At 40.9% G+C, this 16,298-nt stretch carries 13 protein-coding genes and 2 pseudogenes; 6 read left to right on the top strand and 9 right to left on the bottom strand.

The genetic code is table 11. The annotated features are described in order from the left end of the window. Positions 1 to 27 precede the first annotated feature (27 nt). A pseudogene (locus BCT34_RS15420) lies at positions 28 to 893 on the top strand (IS5 family transposase). A 79-nt stretch (positions 894 to 972) separates the two neighbouring features. Here the strand turns inward: BCT34_RS15420 and BCT34_RS15415 are convergent. Further along, on the bottom strand, positions 973 to 1,674 hold the full coding sequence (locus BCT34_RS15415) for a hypothetical protein (RefSeq protein WP_076651368.1): 702 nt from the start codon (positions 1,672 to 1,674) through the stop codon (positions 973 to 975). A 285-nt stretch (positions 1,675 to 1,959) separates the two neighbouring features. On the opposite strand from BCT34_RS15415, the gene BCT34_RS15410 reads away from it, so the two are divergent. From BCT34_RS15410 to BCT34_RS15400, 3 genes are all read left to right on the top strand, one after another. Next, complete coding sequence (locus BCT34_RS15410) at positions 1,960 to 2,991, top strand: alpha/beta hydrolase (RefSeq protein WP_076651369.1); 1,032 nt, start codon at positions 1,960 to 1,962, stop codon at positions 2,989 to 2,991. 109 nt (positions 2,992 to 3,100) lie between these two features. After that, positions 3,101 to 4,186, top strand: a complete 1,086-nt coding sequence (locus BCT34_RS15405; RefSeq protein ID WP_076651370.1) for an alpha/beta hydrolase — start codon at positions 3,101 to 3,103, stop codon at positions 4,184 to 4,186. 138 nt (positions 4,187 to 4,324) lie between these two features. Further along, positions 4,325 to 5,272 (top strand): IS30 family transposase, encoded by a 948-nt coding sequence (locus tag BCT34_RS15400; RefSeq protein ID WP_102305861.1) that lies wholly within the window; start codon positions 4,325 to 4,327, stop codon positions 5,270 to 5,272. Positions 5,273 to 5,353: 81 nt separating this feature from the next. On the opposite strand, the gene BCT34_RS15395 is transcribed toward BCT34_RS15400, so the two are convergent. The 4 genes from BCT34_RS15395 to BCT34_RS15380 all read right to left on the bottom strand — a co-directional run bounded on the left by BCT34_RS15395 (position 5,354) and on the right by BCT34_RS15380 (position 10,539). Continuing rightward, positions 5,354 to 6,385, bottom strand: coding sequence for a DUF1214 domain-containing protein (locus BCT34_RS15395; RefSeq protein WP_198593463.1), 1,032 nt, complete (start codon positions 6,383 to 6,385; stop codon positions 5,354 to 5,356). A gap of 181 nt (positions 6,386 to 6,566) precedes the next feature. Then, positions 6,567 to 7,997, bottom strand: coding sequence for a DUF1214 domain-containing protein (locus BCT34_RS15390; RefSeq protein ID WP_076654946.1), 1,431 nt, complete (start codon positions 7,995 to 7,997; stop codon positions 6,567 to 6,569). Between the two features lie 641 nt (positions 7,998 to 8,638). Then, positions 8,639 to 9,559, bottom strand: a complete 921-nt coding sequence (locus BCT34_RS15385; RefSeq protein ID WP_076654945.1) for a LysR family transcriptional regulator — start codon at positions 9,557 to 9,559, stop codon at positions 8,639 to 8,641. Positions 9,560 to 9,825: 266 nt separating this feature from the next. Next, complete coding sequence (locus BCT34_RS15380; RefSeq protein ID WP_076654944.1) at positions 9,826 to 10,539, bottom strand: hypothetical protein; 714 nt, start codon at positions 10,537 to 10,539, stop codon at positions 9,826 to 9,828. 200 nt (positions 10,540 to 10,739) lie between these two features. Here BCT34_RS15380 and BCT34_RS15375 point away from each other — a divergent pair, with 200 nt between their 5' ends. After that, the gene (locus BCT34_RS15375) at positions 10,740 to 11,480 is read left to right on the top strand and encodes a hypothetical protein (RefSeq protein ID WP_076654943.1); all 741 of its coding nucleotides are present in this window, start codon (positions 10,740 to 10,742) and stop codon (positions 11,478 to 11,480) included. A gap of 181 nt (positions 11,481 to 11,661) precedes the next feature. On the opposite strand, the gene BCT34_RS15370 is transcribed toward BCT34_RS15375, so the two are convergent. From BCT34_RS15370 to BCT34_RS15350, 4 genes and pseudogenes are all read right to left on the bottom strand, one after another. Beyond that, complete coding sequence (locus tag BCT34_RS15370; RefSeq protein ID WP_076654942.1) at positions 11,662 to 12,084, bottom strand: tannase/feruloyl esterase family alpha/beta hydrolase; 423 nt, start codon at positions 12,082 to 12,084, stop codon at positions 11,662 to 11,664. Positions 12,085 to 12,266: 182 nt separating this feature from the next. Then, positions 12,267 to 12,566 (bottom strand): tannase/feruloyl esterase family alpha/beta hydrolase, encoded by a 300-nt coding sequence (locus BCT34_RS15360; protein ID WP_076654941.1) that lies wholly within the window; start codon positions 12,564 to 12,566, stop codon positions 12,267 to 12,269. Between the two features lie 190 nt (positions 12,567 to 12,756). Next, entirely contained in the window at positions 12,757 to 14,592 is a 1,836-nt protein-coding gene (locus tag BCT34_RS15355) for an alkyl sulfatase dimerization domain-containing protein (protein WP_076654940.1), read from the bottom strand. Between the two features lie 206 nt (positions 14,593 to 14,798). Continuing rightward, positions 14,799 to 15,032, bottom strand: a pseudogene (locus tag BCT34_RS15350) (hypothetical protein); the annotation flags it as partial. A 198-nt stretch (positions 15,033 to 15,230) separates the two neighbouring features. Between BCT34_RS15350 and BCT34_RS15345 the strand changes: the two are divergent. Then, positions 15,231 to 16,256 carry a tyrosine-type recombinase/integrase gene (locus tag BCT34_RS15345; RefSeq protein ID WP_076654947.1) on the top strand — a complete coding sequence of 342 codons (1,026 nt, stop codon included), beginning with the start codon at positions 15,231 to 15,233 and terminating at the stop codon, positions 16,254 to 16,256. The last annotated feature ends 42 nt before the right edge of the window (positions 16,257 to 16,298 follow it).

Below are 16,298 nucleotides of genomic sequence, written 5' to 3'. Positions count from 1 at the left end.
AAAACTTCTGGTGCGGATCAATCTTTAATTAACCGTGGTTCTCTGACCTTTGGGATGAATGAGGAAATGATAGCCGATTGTAAGCAAAGCAAAAAAGTAAGCGCGGTAGACCTCGCCGATTCAGGGACTTGGCCATTACAACTACACTGATGGTGAAACGCATTTTCTCTATGCCATTGAGAGCGCTACAAGGTTTTCTAGACTCCGTATTTAAGCTGGCTAACATCCCGCTTGTTTGTCCGCACTACACCTGTATAAGCCGTCGAGCTAAGGACGTTGAGGTTTCATTTAACCTCAAAACTCGAGGAACAATACAGCATCTATCCATTGATGCGACAGGCCTTAAGGTTTATGGCGAAGGTGAATGGAAGGCCAAGAAGCATGGCACTGACGGGAAGCGTAGAGTCTAGAGAAAATTGCATTTAACGGTAGATACCTGCACTCACAAAATCGTCGCGGCAGAACTGAGTTTATCTAACGTTAACGATGCAGAAGTCCTTCCTAACTTGCTCAAGCACATACGGTGAAGAATTATTGAGATATCTGGTGATAGAGCATATGACACAAGGGAATGCCACGATGCCATACGGCTCAAACGAGCGATTCCGCTTATCCTGCCACGAGAAGGAGCTGCCCTCTGGAAGCGAGGACATCCTCGCAATTTGGCAGTAGGTTTTAAGAAGCTCTTAGGTTCCAACAAGAAATGGGAAAAGCGGTATGGCTATCATAAGCGCTCGCTACCAGAGACGGCAATGTATCGAGTGGAACAGTTTTTAGGTGGGAAATTATACCTGAGGAACTACAACGCTCAAGTTGGCGAAACTTACGCCATGATTAAGGCGTTGAACAAACTTACACGGCTTAGTATGCCTGAAACTCAGTGTATTGTATAAGAATCACTCAACTCCAGGCAGTTTGGCTCTCTGACCGAATTACGCAATAAAGCCTATTTCCATTAGAAATTTAGTTTCGTTAAAATGCGTACGTATAGTTGACACCATATGTATTATCTTCAATATCTTTAATACTATAGCTAAAAGATACGTTTTGATTACCATTCACTCTGTACGAAATATTTCCGTCCCAATCGAGCGTGTTTATTTTCATTGTTTGATCACTTAAAGACTTAGTATAGGCAGGGGCTACCATCATTGACACGTCGTCTGTAAACCTAAATACGGTATAAAGCTGAGCCGTCGCTATAGGTACATTTTTATCAAGGCTCTCTCCAGAAATAGCTCCTACACCCAAGACCGGAGCCAAAAGAATTCTCTCGTGAAGCGGTAAAACTTGAACAATATTCAATGCACTGGTATGTATACGATTATTAGTATTATAAATATAATCACCCATCAGACCCGTACCAAAATTAGTACTCAATGCTGCAGCCCGTACTCGGTAAGAGTCAAAGCTATCAAGTGATTGTGCGTAAGCTAAACCAGCCCAATCATCAGTCAGTGATTTTGCATAACCAAAACCTAGGTCAACGCCCTCAGTTGTATAGCCTACTTGCAGAGAACTATACGCTGCAGTTGGGTCTGTAAAATCGACATCATTGACTTCCAGCGTCGATTCTGTAAATTCTTCAACACCCGTCTCAAAAGTATTTTCTGTTATTTCAGCAATCGCCCCAACACTAAAAACTAAACCTGACATTAATATTAACTTTTTCATAAAACAATCACTCTAACTATATTTCACATTGAATTTGACGAACACAATGATAAATTTTATTTTTAGTGAAAATAATTTTGCACTTTCATTTTAAAAATTATAACCAATCTGTTCAACGTGACTAAATTGTATTTCGACAAATCCATAATCTCTATGAATTACAGTGATTCATATTTGCATATAAGTATGTACTTTCTCCTGAATTGAATTTCTGTAATTCATATTTTTTCATTGCTCTTTCGTTAACAATACAGCTAACGAAATATGCTTACTTTTGGAGCTAAGATGAAAGCGAAATACATAAAACACATTGCACTTGCACTCACTATTGGCATGACGACATCGGTCACAATGGCAAATACGAAAGTTTTACCTGAGAGAGAAGTACCAACACCAGTCGGAGTTTCATCAGAATTTGCGACATACCTTGATAACCAGCAATTTAAAGATATGCCCATACCAACAACCACTGAAGAGTGGCTGGCGGCAGCAAAACAATTTAATACGATGGCCGGAGCCGCAGGGCGCGCTATCGCAGAGCAACTTGAAATCAATGTAGAGCAGGAAAAAATTGCGGGTGTAAGCACTTATATCCTCACGCCTAAAACGGTAGCGCCCCAATACAAAGATAAAGTACTTATCCATGTTCATGGTGGCGCATTCGCGTTTGGCGGCGAAGACGCAGTACTTCTTGAAGCAAACTGGTTAGCAAATGGTTTAGGCGCTAAAGTTATCTCCATAGACTACAGTAAACCACCACTGCACCCTGCACCAGCGGCTACCAACGACATTATTACCGTATGGAAAGAAGTGATTAAGACACAAAAGCCTGAAGAAACAGCAATCATGGGATCATCCGCTGGAGGTAATCTATCGTTGACTTCCGTTTTATCTATGCGTGAGCAAGGATTACCCGTCCCAGGTGCTATTTTTGCAGGTACGCCAGCAGTCGATATGGCGCAAGCGTCTGACAGTTGGTACACACTTGAAGGTCTTGACCCTCTAGGTGCTCGCGATTCAGTAATACCCACATTTGAGTTATACGCTGGTGGAAAAGATCTCACTGATCCACTTCTTTCCCCAATTTATGCCGATATCGATGCAGACTTTCCACCCGTTGCAATTTTCACAGGAACACGTGATCTGCTGCTCAGTGATGGCGTTCGTATGCACCGTAAGCTTCGTAACGCAGGTGTAGAGTCTGAATTGCACGTATGGGAAGGTATGACTCACGGCGACTATCTCGCAATGCAATTGCCAGAATCTGCAGAAGCCGCAAAAGAGCTGAGTATTTTCTTAGACAAGCACATCAACTGATTCACTGCTAAAGAAAAGACACGTTGCGCATATCTAGACTGAATAGTCTGTAAATCTATTGACTACCAGTTAGCTGTGCGCTCTTTCATGACAAGAGAATGAACATATTATGAAGCTAAAAGCCTATTGCAAACTACTTCCTGCCGTTGCGTTATCCCTAGCAAGCTTTGGCGCCCTTGCCACTGACGCGCCGACAGATACTTCTAGCTCTGCCGGAACCATGCTAATGGATCAGCGCATAATTGGGACAACTCCAGGCATTTCCCCAGAATTCGCAGCTTACCAACAGAGCCTACCGCGTCCAGTTGAACTCCCTGTGCCTCAAACCACCGAAGAATGGTTAGAAATGCAGGCGATTCTTGATGCTCCAGGCATTAAAATGGGTAAAGAAGTCCTTAAAAAAATGGACATAAAGTGGGAGAAAAAACAGTTCGCTGGCGTTGACGTCTTTTTCCTTGAACCAAAAGAAGTGGCACCTGAGTATAAAGACAAATGGTTAATCCACCTTCATGGCGGTGCATTTGTTCTAGGCGGCAATGAAGTGGCGACACGTGAAGCGGCATGGCTTGCAAATGGTATTGGAGCAAAAGTAATCTCTGTTGACTACCGTCGTCCACCACTGCACCCATTTCCGGCAGCCTTGGAAGATGCACTGGCTGTATATAAAGAGCTGATCAAAACACAAGCGCCAGAAGAGACCGCTATCTTTGGTGGTTCTGCGGGCGGTAATTTGACACTAGCCACTGCGCATGCGTTACGACAACAAGACTTACCTGTACCAGGCGCTCTTTTTGCTGGAACTCCAGCGGTAAACTTAGCAGAAGCTTATGAGACTTGGTATACGTTAAAGGGACTCGATCAACTAGGTCAACGTGATGGTTTTATTACTGAGGCGTTTAATATTTACGCTAACGGTGAAGACTTAAAAAACCCACTTATTTCACCAATCTTCGGGGATTTTGATGCGAGTTTCCCACCAACGATTCTAATTTCCGGCACTCGTGATATGCTGCTAAGCGATACAGTTCAGGTTCACCGTAAACTTCGAGCGTCAGGTGTAGATGCCGATCTTCATGTGTATGACGGTCAAGCCCATCACCAGTTCATTGCTTCAATTGTGTGGCCATTTCCTGAAGCAGAAGATGCTCTAAGTGAAATTTCAAACTTTTTCGACAAACACATAAACAACAATTAACTTAGTTGAATTTTTGTTTACAAATAGTAAAGGCCCGATTTCAGATAATAAGTGCGACATTCATGGAAAGGTGTAGAAGAGGAAGCCAACTACTGAAAGTGGTACGCTCTTCTCGCCAAAGAAACAAGCAGTACTACCATGAATTATCAGCAGTTGACCGAGGGCAGAAGATACCAGATTTCTGCTCTTTTAGAACGGGGAATTTCGGTTTCTGAAATAGCTAAAACCGTTCAGTGCCATCGCTCTACGGTATATCGGGAGCTTAAACGCGGTAGCAAAGGCATTCATTATTGCCCAAGCGAAGCTCAGGTATTCTCAATCAAAAAACGCACATCAGCGCGTAAATACAGAATACCTCAGGAGCGTGTTGATTTTATCCGTCTCCTTTTAGAATCGGATTGGAGTCCAGAGCAGATTTCCAGTGTATTAACTAGAGTCGGTGCAGCTGTCAGCCATGAGTGGATCTATCGATTTGTTGCGGAGGATAAACGCTTGGGAGGCAAGTTATATCGCCACTTGAGGCAAGGTCACAAGCGGTATCGTCGCGGTAGAAAAGAGAAAGCGCCAGCGATCAAGAATGCTGTTTCTATCGATGATAGGCCAAGCATCGTTGACAGTAAGAAGCGATTGGGTGATTGGGAAATCGACACCGTGTTAGGCAAACATGGCACAGGTGCTATGGTAACAATTTTAGAGCGTAAAACACGATTTTACGTGGTCAAGAAGGTGCCATCGAAGTCAGCAGATGATGTCACTAAAGCCACCATAGAGCTACTCATGCCTTATAAGGAACATGTCCATACCATCACGGCAGATAACGGGAGAGAGTTTGCAGGCCATGAAACCATCGCAAAGGCGTTGGAGGCTGATGTGTACTTTGCCCATCCTTATAGCTCTTGGGAGCGTGGAGCCAATGAGAATGCTAACGGGCTTTTAAGGCAGTATGTGAAGAAAGGAACCGACTTAACAACGGTAACAGACAGCGATATTGAATTCGCTGTATCACGGATAAATTATCGACCCAAAAAGTGTTTAGACTTCAAGCAACCAGCGATTATCTTTAAAGAAATGGCAGTGGCTGCTTGATATTGGAGAGTGTCGCACTTCGCAGTTGAATTCGGGGGCCAGCAGTTTTCGACTGTTGGCCTTTTAGTTGGCTTGAATAGTTTAGTTTATCGTTGATACCTCAGGAAAAGACCACGAACCATCCAAGATCTCAGCACCAGGAAGGTACATTCTCACTACGTAGTTCCAGCCATCTTTGATATGTAAATAATTATCTGCATGGGGTTCTCCACCAAAGTTAATTGTAAAAGATCCATCTTCATTTGATGTTGCCGTCAAATTGTTTATCGTATAAGAGTTATATTCATTTTCTTCAAAAAATCCTGACTCATTATAAACACTGATTGACCAGAACCCATCGACAGGGACATCTTTTACGGTCAGCTGATAAGCACCAACAGGCAGTTTAGGCTCAACATTAATATAAGCGGCCTCTTCTTCTGACATGCCTGCAAAACCAAAAGCGGTGCCAATTAAATGACGAACCGGGTCAACATGCTCTTTGCTGCCAAACATATATTCTGTTGTTGTCATTCCTCGACTTAACGAAATTAAAGCATCGTAAGTTGCTTTATAGCTGCTTTCATCGTATTTGATTGGGGTATAAGGTATTGCTGAATTGGCTTTAACGGTAACACCTTTTTGCAGCTCATTAGCAATCTTCACATCTTCAGGATCGGAAGCATCGATTAACGTACGAACGGCTAACGCAACATAAGGAGTGTCGAATTCTTCCATCGTCAAAGAATAAGTTCCTTTTCCGTGGATGACTTTATTAATGTAACCGTCTTCATTGATAACCATTACAGATAAATAACGACCATTGGTTTCAGGTATAGTAACGGTCGCACCTTTACTGATGTCTATCAGTGAATTACTGTAGAGAGTGTCTCTATTCATGCGGATAACATTTTGTCTATCTAACGCTAATGGCTGATGAAAGTGTGCAATAGTATTAATTTTATTGTGAAGTAAATTACTATAGCCACGTTCAAACTGTATAGACGTTTCTACTTTGACAAAGTTATCGGTATTGACAATAACAGGCTCACTTGCAAGTACTGGTAGACTTAATGCGCCAATTAAACTAAACACAACGGCTGTTAGTCTGTTATTTTTCATTTTTGTATTCATCTCAACTCTCTATTTCATTCATTAACTGACTCAAGTATCTATATTCAAAAAGTAAGTTAACTATTTATTAAATGTGTTTCACTTTTAGTCGGATAAGATAATCACCCTACACGATTTATGTTTACTCTATTAAAAGGAGTAGCGGTCAAAACATCTTGACCAAGAGCATCATTGCACTCTATTACTCAAGAAGCGTTACGCTAGGTGCTTTCCAATTTTGTAGTTTCTCAAAATTAGTGGCATAGATACGTAAAATAAGGTCAATACCTTCATCATTACGATTGATTGGCAACCAGTTTTCTGTTGGAACGCCAGCTGGCTTTTCCGCTGCAATATAAATATCAATGCCGCCATCGCTATTTAATTTGTAGCCAGCATTTTCACCCACTGAGTATTTATTGTGCGCGTTTGGAATAAAGAAACCATTGTGGCTGTCATATAATGTGATTGACCAAAAAGCATTCGCAGGTGGCATGTCATCTTTTTTCATCCTAACGACATAATCATTAAGTGCATTCATTGGCTCGCCATCAACAGTTTGTACTGGTGGGTACATTGCCTCTGCCACAGGCAGTCCGATTGGGCCAAGTACTGACTGGATAGTTTGCGTAAGTAAACCAATTTCGCCTTTAGGTTTAAAAAGAAATGTTAACTGACTTGGAGTAGTCGGGTCATTCAACATTCTGTACACATCTTTTTGAACATCTAAAGCAACTTCATGGAATAAATCATGATCAATTTTGTTATGCGTTAACGGATTCCATTCTTTGCCTGGCACAATACCAAGTGGTTTATATGCCGCTAATAATTCTTGATCCATCTCGTTGTTGATATCAAATGTCGTGTGGTTGAAGATAAATTGCATTACTTCTAACAGATTATCTCTAAATACGTCAGTATCGGTTGTGCCAACTTTAGGGAAGATAATCGGAGAAGCGGCTATTACTTTTCCTGTTTGATATTCAGATAATGATAAAAGTTTCAACGAATCAATTTTTTCAGTAATTTCCTTGAATTTTTCCGGCTCGTTAGCGTGTGGCATAATGCGATGGAATGCGATAACAAAGTCTCCACTCATTTCTAAGTAGCGGTCAATACCAGGAATTTGCTCACCAGCTTGATAACCTTTAGTACGTTCTGTGTAAAAAAGTACTGTCTCTGCTTTAGTATAATCGCCTTTAACTGAACTCAACGGAACATTAACATAGTGATCATAAGCTGAAGTTTGTAGCGATACGTACGATGAGTCAATTGCAGGAATATCCAAAATCATCGGCTGATCACGTAAATCAAGCATCGCAATTTGATACAAGGTATCGTTATTTGGACGAACAATATTTTTTATGGTCGCATCAAATAGGCTCGTATTAAGCGATAGTTGATTCCAACCACCGGTGCCCATTGCGCTCGACTCGTCTGTCTCCGCCGTTTTATTATTAACGTTATACATGGCAACATATTGATAAGAACGTTTGACTATATTTTCCACCTGATTTCGATCTAATTCGAAAATATTATCTTGCGTTGCTTTTGCGTGCGTAAAGACACCTAAACTCATGAGTGTGATTGTTAATAGTTTAACTGCTTTAAATAAATGTTTTTTCGTTTTCATGTTTACCTCTTAATAACTGTTCGATTTTCAACACGACAAGATTCTGTAGATCGTTATAACCTCCCATGGTCATAATTCTTTCTTTTAAATGTCCTATTGAAATACAACTTATTTCTACTAATTAATACCCATAGTAGGTTCCGAAATAATCGGAACTTGAGTACCGGTACATAGTAAGTAGTTGGGGGTTATTGTAAGGAGTGTTGATAAATTGAACTAGGATTTACAGAAATCCAGATATGTATCGTGTTGGCTTCGATCAAAACAGAAGTAAAACGTTAAGGCGCAAAAGATTATTTGCCCTGCTGGCATTGGTTAATCGATTTACAATCGCATGAGGTGAATTTTACAAGCTACACAGTGCGACTTGCCCAGGGTGAACGCATGAGTAGTTTTTTTGTTAACGAAACAAATTAAAAATGTAGCTAGAAGCTAATCTACGTTTTTATATCCACACTTAACCAGCAATGATTGATTGAAAATCAATATCTATTTTTGCAGGTAAGTATTTTCACAAGTTAATTAAGTGTAACGATTAACATAATTATAACTCATGCGTTCGCCCTGGCGGCTTGCCTAACCCAACGGGACACATGCTCGAAAACCAGCAGTTAAAGAGGCTACAGATAAAACAACATATCTTAGGTCAGTGTTTCAAAAAAATCATCAATCACTTGATCTAGCAACTGATTAAGCGGGTGGTTGCGTTTAGTTTGTAGGTACCCTCCGACAACCTTTATTGATGAATATGACTCGGGGGAATCGGGTAAAGGATACGATACTAAGTCTTGATCGTAATCAGCAATATACTTGCTACTAAAAAAAATCATATCTGACTTTTTTAACTGGTCTGCTAGCAATGGTAGACTATGAGTGACTAGCTCGATATCCGCTTTTGCTTCTTTACTAAGGTAAAAAGTCTCAATCGGAGCAAGTTTACTGTTAACCCCTTCAATAATTACTCGCCCGATAGGCAAATTATAAATATCATTCCAATCATATTCTTGAGATAAAACTGGATGTGATTTTCTGGCGATGATTGAAAGCGGAGTCTCTTTTAAAGTATGGCTGTAGATATCTTGAGGTAAAGGTAAGTTCTCTAACTGTATCAGGTAATCAACATCGCCATTAAGGGTCTCAGCAAGAGAGTGTTTTTGCCAATTTAATACCCTAAATTTCGCCTTAGGCAGAACTTTTTTCAGCGCTGCAATAATTTCTACTCCATGTACCTCTAAAATAAACACATGCATGAAAATAGATATTTGTCGATCGAAGGTGAGCGGATCAAAGTCCTGATAAAATTCAAGTACTTCAATAATTGGGTCGAGCATGAGCTCAGATGCTTTAGCTAAATTATCGGCAAGATCGGAGGGCTCGACCCCATGCGCTTTTCGCAAGAATAACTGATCACCAAATGTTTCTCGTAATTTAGCTAAACCACGACTCACACTGGCTTGTGAGATGCCTAACTTTTCAGCGGCTACATGTGTATTGCGAGCTTCAGTAACGGCTCGAAGGATCTTCAGTAGATTTAAATCCAGATCTTCCAGTTTGTTTTTCATTATCACACCCTAAACTACGTGGTTTGCCGCATTAACGGTTATCAGCATTATCTAGGAGTATTACAGGTTAAGGCGATAAATTAAACCACAAGCAGTGGAAATTGATAACAAAGATCATCAACATAACAAACATTTCCACTACGTTATTCATCTGCCCACCTTTTTCGTTCAAATCGTTGCTTGATCGAAAGAACCAATCGTAAGGTGGGAAGAGTTTTTTGTTCCGTTAACGAGAATTCAGGTTAACTAAGTCAATGCTTGCGTCATTAAAATGCATAGGTGTAACTTAACGTGCCTTCGTGGTCTTTGTCATCATTATACTTGTACATTAAACGTATATTTTGGTTACCGTTAAAGCGGTAACCCAACACGCTTTCAAACTCAAATTTACGAATATCTACACCATCCCCAAGATTCATTTCGAATGTATTAAATCCATAAGTGTATTGTGGGATTAAGTTCATCCAAACATCAGGTGAAAAGTTATAAACCACCATGGCTTGTGCCATCCCGATGTAGGCCTTGTTATCAGACAAGTCATTACTGGTGAAACCTGCACCCAACAAAGGTACGAACAGTGCATTATCACCGATTGGCAAAACTTGTAATGCATTGATCACGAGGGTGTGTGAATCTGCTCCTACATCTGCAAAATCAGTGTCCCATATGTAATCAAGCATAAAACCGGTTCCCACATTGGTGTTGCTCGTGGCCGCTCTTAAACGATGCAGCTGTAAATCCTCTTTTGCTTCGTATTTAACTAAGGCGGCCCAGTTATCATTTACGGGGGCCGCTAGGCCTAAGCCTAGTGTCGCACCTTCTGTTCCGTATGCCACTTCGGCTGATGAATACACAACAGTCGGGTCTGAAAATTCAATAGTGTCCTCATGATTGATTTTATGACTTTGTGCATAAGCTGATGTTGAAAGTAACAACCCCATTGTAATGCTGCTAATTGCTTTAAATTTACTCAGTTTCATAAAAAGTACCTTATTGCTGACAGTTTTGTATGGGCCGAGATAATAAAGAGCGTGAGTAAAATAAAATAGGATTTACAGAAATCCACATTTGTAGTTTCACTTTTTCAATTTATTGTCAGAACTGGATTTCTGTAATTCCTGTCTTTATTGTTTTTGATGATTATGATGAGCGCATCTAACGTCACTAAGAGTAATAAACGATGTCACCTAAGCTTAAAAAGACCATCATTGTATTAACAGGGGTATTGGCTTCATCATCGGCTTTTTCATCCCCGAATACAGTTCAGAAAAGTTGGGAATTCTCACTGAGCCCATACATGTGGCTCACAGACCATAAAGGATCGGGTGGAAGCCCTGCACTGCCGCCTGCAGATATTTCATCTAAAGATTTATTGAGCGATGCACACTTTAGCGCTTCATTCGTTGCTGCTGCGCAAAAGGGGGCTCACGGTATATATGCTGACTACAGTTACAGTGATCTACGTAGTGAAGAGATGATTGGTCCTATTATTGGGAATTTTAATGTCAATACAAAAACGACTCTCTTTTCATTAGCCTATGGCTTTGATGTATGGGAAAACAGCAATACTAATGTGAAGTTACTGGCAGGTGCCCGATACTGGGATGTTGATTATCAATATAAAATCGACAGTATTACCTTTAGCAGCGAAGCAAGTGATAGATGGTTTGATGCAACGCTAGGGGTTTGGGCGAAACATCACTTTGAAAATTCGAAATTTTATCTATCTGGTGGTGCGAATGTCGGAGGCCTTAGCTCAAAATATTTTTATGATGTGCAAACAAATTTAGGCTATCAGTGGACATCATCTATTGGTACCTTATTGGGGTATCGATACTTTGATGTTGATTATAATAAAAATGACTTTGTTTATGATGTTGCGCAAAAAGGCCTGCATTTAGGCTTCAGTTGGTCTTTTTAGCGAAATTAAGCCTCAGTATTAAACCTAAAATAGGTTAACACTTTTAGTTTTTTATATTCGAAAGTACATTTCTATCATTGTTGATTATATTGATTGATCTGGCTGATGTTTTGAACAGGATAACGATAACTTACGTAGGTTTTTGAATTACCCATTAGCAAGTCATCGTATAATTGGATGGTTACTCTGGAGTCACACAGCTAAAGCTGGCTGCGTTATGTTGGTCACCTTTACCATCCCAGTGTGCAACAGTTGGGTAGGCACAAAGTTTACCAGACCCATCAATGCCTTTTTCAGTAACATACGCTGCAGGTAGCTCAGTTGGGGCAACACCCGTTTCACTCCATTGGTTGGCCGCTCCAAACCAATCCGTTAACCAAGGACCTTCACCGCCAGCACAGTGATTTACACCAGGTAGCATGAATATGGTCACGTCTTCTTTCGCAGTAGGGTCACGCTCAATCACTTCGTTGTAGTAGTTAATGGTCGTTTGTGGCGCAATTGCCAGGTCGTGCGTACTATTCCAAAGGATTAACTTATCGCTTGAGTCGTATAGGTTGCCATATAGCATGTCAAGCGCATCAATTTGTTGTGTTGTAGACACTTGTCAGAGCTACCATCATACTGAAGTTCAGCAAGGTCGATACTACAGTTCCAATGTTCAGTTAAGAAACCATTGTCTGAACCGTCACGGTTGCTACATTGTTTTGCAAGAGTTTCAAGAACAAGTTCATATGCTGCGGTGTCAACCACGGCGTAATCCATGTTGCCAGTAGGGAACATTTTTTAAACTGCAGTAATATGACCTGCAAGTGCACGCGTCCAATCATATACTGGAGAACCTGCAACAATAACATCATAATCTGTAGGAAAGCGTTGAGCAGCAATCACACCTTGACAACCACCACGAGAGCAACCAAAGAAGAGGTTTCTTTGAATATCTTCGCTGTAATATATCGAACGTTCTCTAGAGGAGGGCATCGCATCGATTGAACAGACACGATTTTCAGTGTTCATGTCTTGCGCGGCAAAATTCGAGCAAGAAATTACACTCAGTGTTATTAATGGAATAAACTTTGTTTTCACTGAGAGTTTCTCAGTGACTAGTAATACAACATGAGTTGCCGAAGTAACCTGCACCTCACCGGAGGGTTCAGTAGCAAAATAAGGATTAACTTGTGGTTAATGAAGCTTTAAAAATCAATTAGAGATAGACCTAGGGTGAGGTCTATCTATTATCTAATTTGATCAACTAAGCCATATTAATTTAAGAACATTATTCTAATACGGATATAAAGCGATCTTTGCTTGGAGCGACTTGGTCAAAAAACTCAAAGAATGTTTTAACATCGTCTTTATTGTTCGTTGTCACGCTTGCATCGTTTAGCATTTCACTTAGACTGATTTCTCCCATGAAATACTGGCCCCAAATCTGTTTAGGCATGCTTATAGACATATCTTGCGAACGAGAATAGTCTTCAACATTTGGGATATATTCAGCAATACTACTTCTCAGGTGGAGTCCCATTGTTGAGGCATCCTCACCCTCGATAGTGATGGCTAATAGCTTATCTTGACCAAGGCTTGCGCTCGGGTTTAAACGCACTCGGAACTGTTGAACAAATGTATCTGCAGGAGAAGACATCACTGAGTCAAGGCCTAAGAGCGCAACAGCTGGAACCTCTATCTTACCTTCAAGCTCTAGAGCGCGAGTTAAATACCATGATCTTGGGATTGACGCTTCTGCACGATAGCCCATTTGGCGCATTGCATCTGCGAGCAACAGCCTTGCCTCTACGTCATTAGGCGCTGTTTTGACTAAATATCCACCCAGCTCAGCAGACCAAGCGAATTCTTTATTTGATAAGGTTTCTTTTAGTTCTTGTTTGACAGCTTCTACACCACCAAAGCCTTCGATAATTTTTCGAGCTTGATCATTTGGTGCGATACGGTTCAAGTTTTCAACATCACGACCAAACCAACCCAGAGCATAATTGTAGATATAGGGTGGATAGTAAGAGAACTCACCATAGCTCATTTGATTATGTGGCATCTCTGCAAGCTCATTAGGTAATTGTACCCAGTAGCGCAATTCATCTGGTGTTTTGCCATGTAGAATCCCGCGTAAAGTCTGGTCATAAAGGTACATAATGGCATCGTAGTAACCATTTAACACCGTTTGTATTTCATCTTTCCCGCTCAGGTGCGCTGCATGAGTATTAATTAAATACTCAGGTTCTAAGTCACGAATCATTTTAATGCCCTCTGCCCATGCTGTCGGGTCACGATAAACAGAACCGCGCAAGGTATAAAAGTTCGGGAAGGTTGGCCATAAGTGGTTATTTAAGACGGTTTTTGTTTCTGGTAAATAAACGATGACTTGATCATCGGAGTCACTGTCATATTCAGTAAAGAATTGCAATTCTATACCGTCAATGGTCATACTTTGACCATTTGCTACAGGTGTATTAACCGGAACAAGACCTTTAGTTTTGCCTATGGGAGACGGTGCTTTGCCATCAGGACCTTCATCTGGGAGGAAGGCAGAAAATTGCTGTAGAGTTCGTGCGTATAGTGATGGCGATAGCTCTGGAATTGATGCACCTAGCCCATTGCTTTCTCTGACATTTCGATTTAATTCTGGGTGCCCAATGATTTTAATTTCTTCGCCAAACTTTGCAGTGATGGCTTGTGTTCCGAATCCATAATGCGAATGGCTGTAAATGACAGTATGTATAGGTTTTTCACTGATATGCAGTTGAATAAGGTCTAAGATTTCCTGCGCTTCTTCGATATCGTCACCCGTATCGAACAGGATCAGTCCCTTTTCTCCTTCAATGACGGCTTTGTAACCATAATGATAACCAACGATAGCCCATACGCCATCGGTGACTTCTTTAACATAGGCTGCTTCAGGCTGTGTGGTCTCAATTTTTTCTAGCATTGCTGCGTTGAGAATTCCGCCGTTAGCAAATTCGGTTACTACGACTTCCTCGCCGTTATACACACCTTGAGGAAACGAAAATTGACTAGCATTAGCGACGGAAATTGAAGCTGTCAAACTTGTGGTTACAAATAAAGTTTTAACCATGGAAGATTTATTAAGATTCATAGATTGAGTTCCAAAAATAAACTTAAAAATTAGTATTTAAGGAATATGAATCTCATCAATACGTAAATGAGACCAATAACATAGGAAATACCTGACGTTCACTCCTTAATTTCGACAAGAATGTTCTCACAGCAACCCAATAAGGGGCATGAATTAGAGAAATGCATATTTGAAGGTTGCTTGGGGAAACCAGATAGTAATCACTTCGTTCCTACCACGTAGTGATCTTTCTGTATTACGTATTCAACCACTTCTGCTTCTAAATCAGTACAAAGGTATTTAATGTCGATCAGCTTTACTTTTTGTAGGCCAATGACGTTCTCTTCCTCAATAAAGCCACCAAACGGTGCTGAAAATTGATTCCCACGTTTTAGAAAAGCGATAAACTGTCCATCGTTCTTGGTGCTTACCCTTACCCCTACCGGGCCATCGCTGTTCATTTTGAAAATGCTGTAGCCAGCACTCACTTGAATTGATTAAAACATAGTAGAACCTAATTAATCTTCTATCGAAGCTGTAATGAACCAGCCTCTTTCTTCAGGGTGCGAGGCATGTGCCATTCCCCTGAATCTAAAACATTGCTCTACGTTTCAGCTCGAGTTGAACTGGTTGTATATACAGCTTTTTTAGGCTTGATTATGTCTGTCCGCAATTTAAAAGATGGTTCAACGAAACCTCGGATTTCTGAATGCTACCCAAACGGGCGCAACGGTAAGCGTGTTCGTAAGAAGTTCACAACGAAATGGGAAGCAAAAGCGTTTGAGCTACACACAATGCGAGAGATTGAAGAAAAGCCCTGGATGAGTGACAAGCCAGATCATCGTAGGCTTTCTCATGTTATTGAGCTTTGGTATTCCCACTACGGGCAAACACTCGCTAATGGTGATGTGATATTTCAAAAGTTCAAACTGATGGTTGATGCTATGGGTAACCCAATCGCTTCTGTTTTTTCGGCTAAGATTTATTCTGAGTTTCGCAGCAAACACATGGCTGGCCATATTAGTTTTGTCGATGACCGATGGCAGAAAGGTGCTCCAAGCATCTCTACTCTCAATTCAGAACTGGCACGCTTCAAGGCTATGTTTGCTAAGTTGAAGGAAATTGGAGAATGGAAAGGACCGAATCCTTTAGAAGAAGTTAAGCCATTTAAAGATCACGAACGTACCATATCTTTCCTTCATAAAGAGCACATTACTTTATTGCTTGAACACGTGTCTAAACACAACCGAACAGATATGCAGAGTATAGTGAAACTATGTCTCGCCACTGGAGCTCGCTGGAATGAAGCAGCTCAGCTGAAAGGCTTTCAGTTAAGTAAATATAAAGTTACGTTCACCAAGACTAAGAAGAATCGCTCTGTACCCATCTCAGAGAGACTTTATAACGAGATATACAAACCAACCTCAGGGAAGCTCTTTGAAGAATGCTACACACCTTTCTGCTACATATTGAAGAATAAACTGGGCATCACCCTACCCTCAGGGCAAGCCTCCCATGTTTTGCGTCATTCGTTTGCAAGTCACTTCATGATGAATGGCGGCAATATTTTAGTACTAAGGGATATTCTAGGCCACGCCGATATCAGCATGACAATGCGCTATGCCCACTTCGCACCTGATCACCTATCTGAAGCAATTATCCATACCCCTCTTTCTAACCTGTAACCTGTCGCCAAAAAATTTTTTGCTCGTCTGTCGCCACTTTGT

This window comes from Vibrio sp. 10N.261.45.E2, from assembly GCF_002875705.1.
In the GTDB taxonomy this organism is placed as follows: Bacteria; Pseudomonadota; Gammaproteobacteria; order Enterobacterales; family Vibrionaceae; genus Vibrio.
Note: the sequence above shows the minus strand (reverse complement) of the source record. Positions and strands in the feature narration are given on the sequence as shown.

Coding starts and splice junctions, on each gene's coding strand:
- BCT34_RS15415 (WP_076651368.1), bottom strand. CDS start 1,674: ATGAAAAAGTTAATATTAATGTCAGGTTTAGTTTTTAGTGTTGGGGCG.
- BCT34_RS15410 (WP_076651369.1), top strand. CDS start 1,960: ATGAAAGCGAAATACATAAAACACATTGCACTTGCACTCACTATTGGC.
- BCT34_RS15405 (WP_076651370.1), top strand. CDS start 3,101: ATGAAGCTAAAAGCCTATTGCAAACTACTTCCTGCCGTTGCGTTATCC.
- BCT34_RS15400 (WP_102305861.1), top strand. CDS start 4,325: ATGAATTATCAGCAGTTGACCGAGGGCAGAAGATACCAGATTTCTGCT.
- BCT34_RS15395 (WP_198593463.1), bottom strand. CDS start 6,385: ATGAATACAAAAATGAAAAATAACAGACTAACAGCCGTTGTGTTTAGT.
- BCT34_RS15390 (WP_076654946.1), bottom strand. CDS start 7,997: ATGAAAACGAAAAAACATTTATTTAAAGCAGTTAAACTATTAACAATC.
- BCT34_RS15385 (WP_076654945.1), bottom strand. CDS start 9,559: ATGAAAAACAAACTGGAAGATCTGGATTTAAATCTACTGAAGATCCTT.
- BCT34_RS15380 (WP_076654944.1), bottom strand. CDS start 10,539: ATGAAACTGAGTAAATTTAAAGCAATTAGCAGCATTACAATGGGGTTG.
- BCT34_RS15375 (WP_076654943.1), top strand. CDS start 10,740: ATGTCACCTAAGCTTAAAAAGACCATCATTGTATTAACAGGGGTATTG.
- BCT34_RS15355 (WP_076654940.1), bottom strand. CDS start 14,592: ATGAATCTTAATAAATCTTCCATGGTTAAAACTTTATTTGTAACCACA.
- BCT34_RS15345 (WP_076654947.1), top strand. CDS start 15,231: ATGTCTGTCCGCAATTTAAAAGATGGTTCAACGAAACCTCGGATTTCT.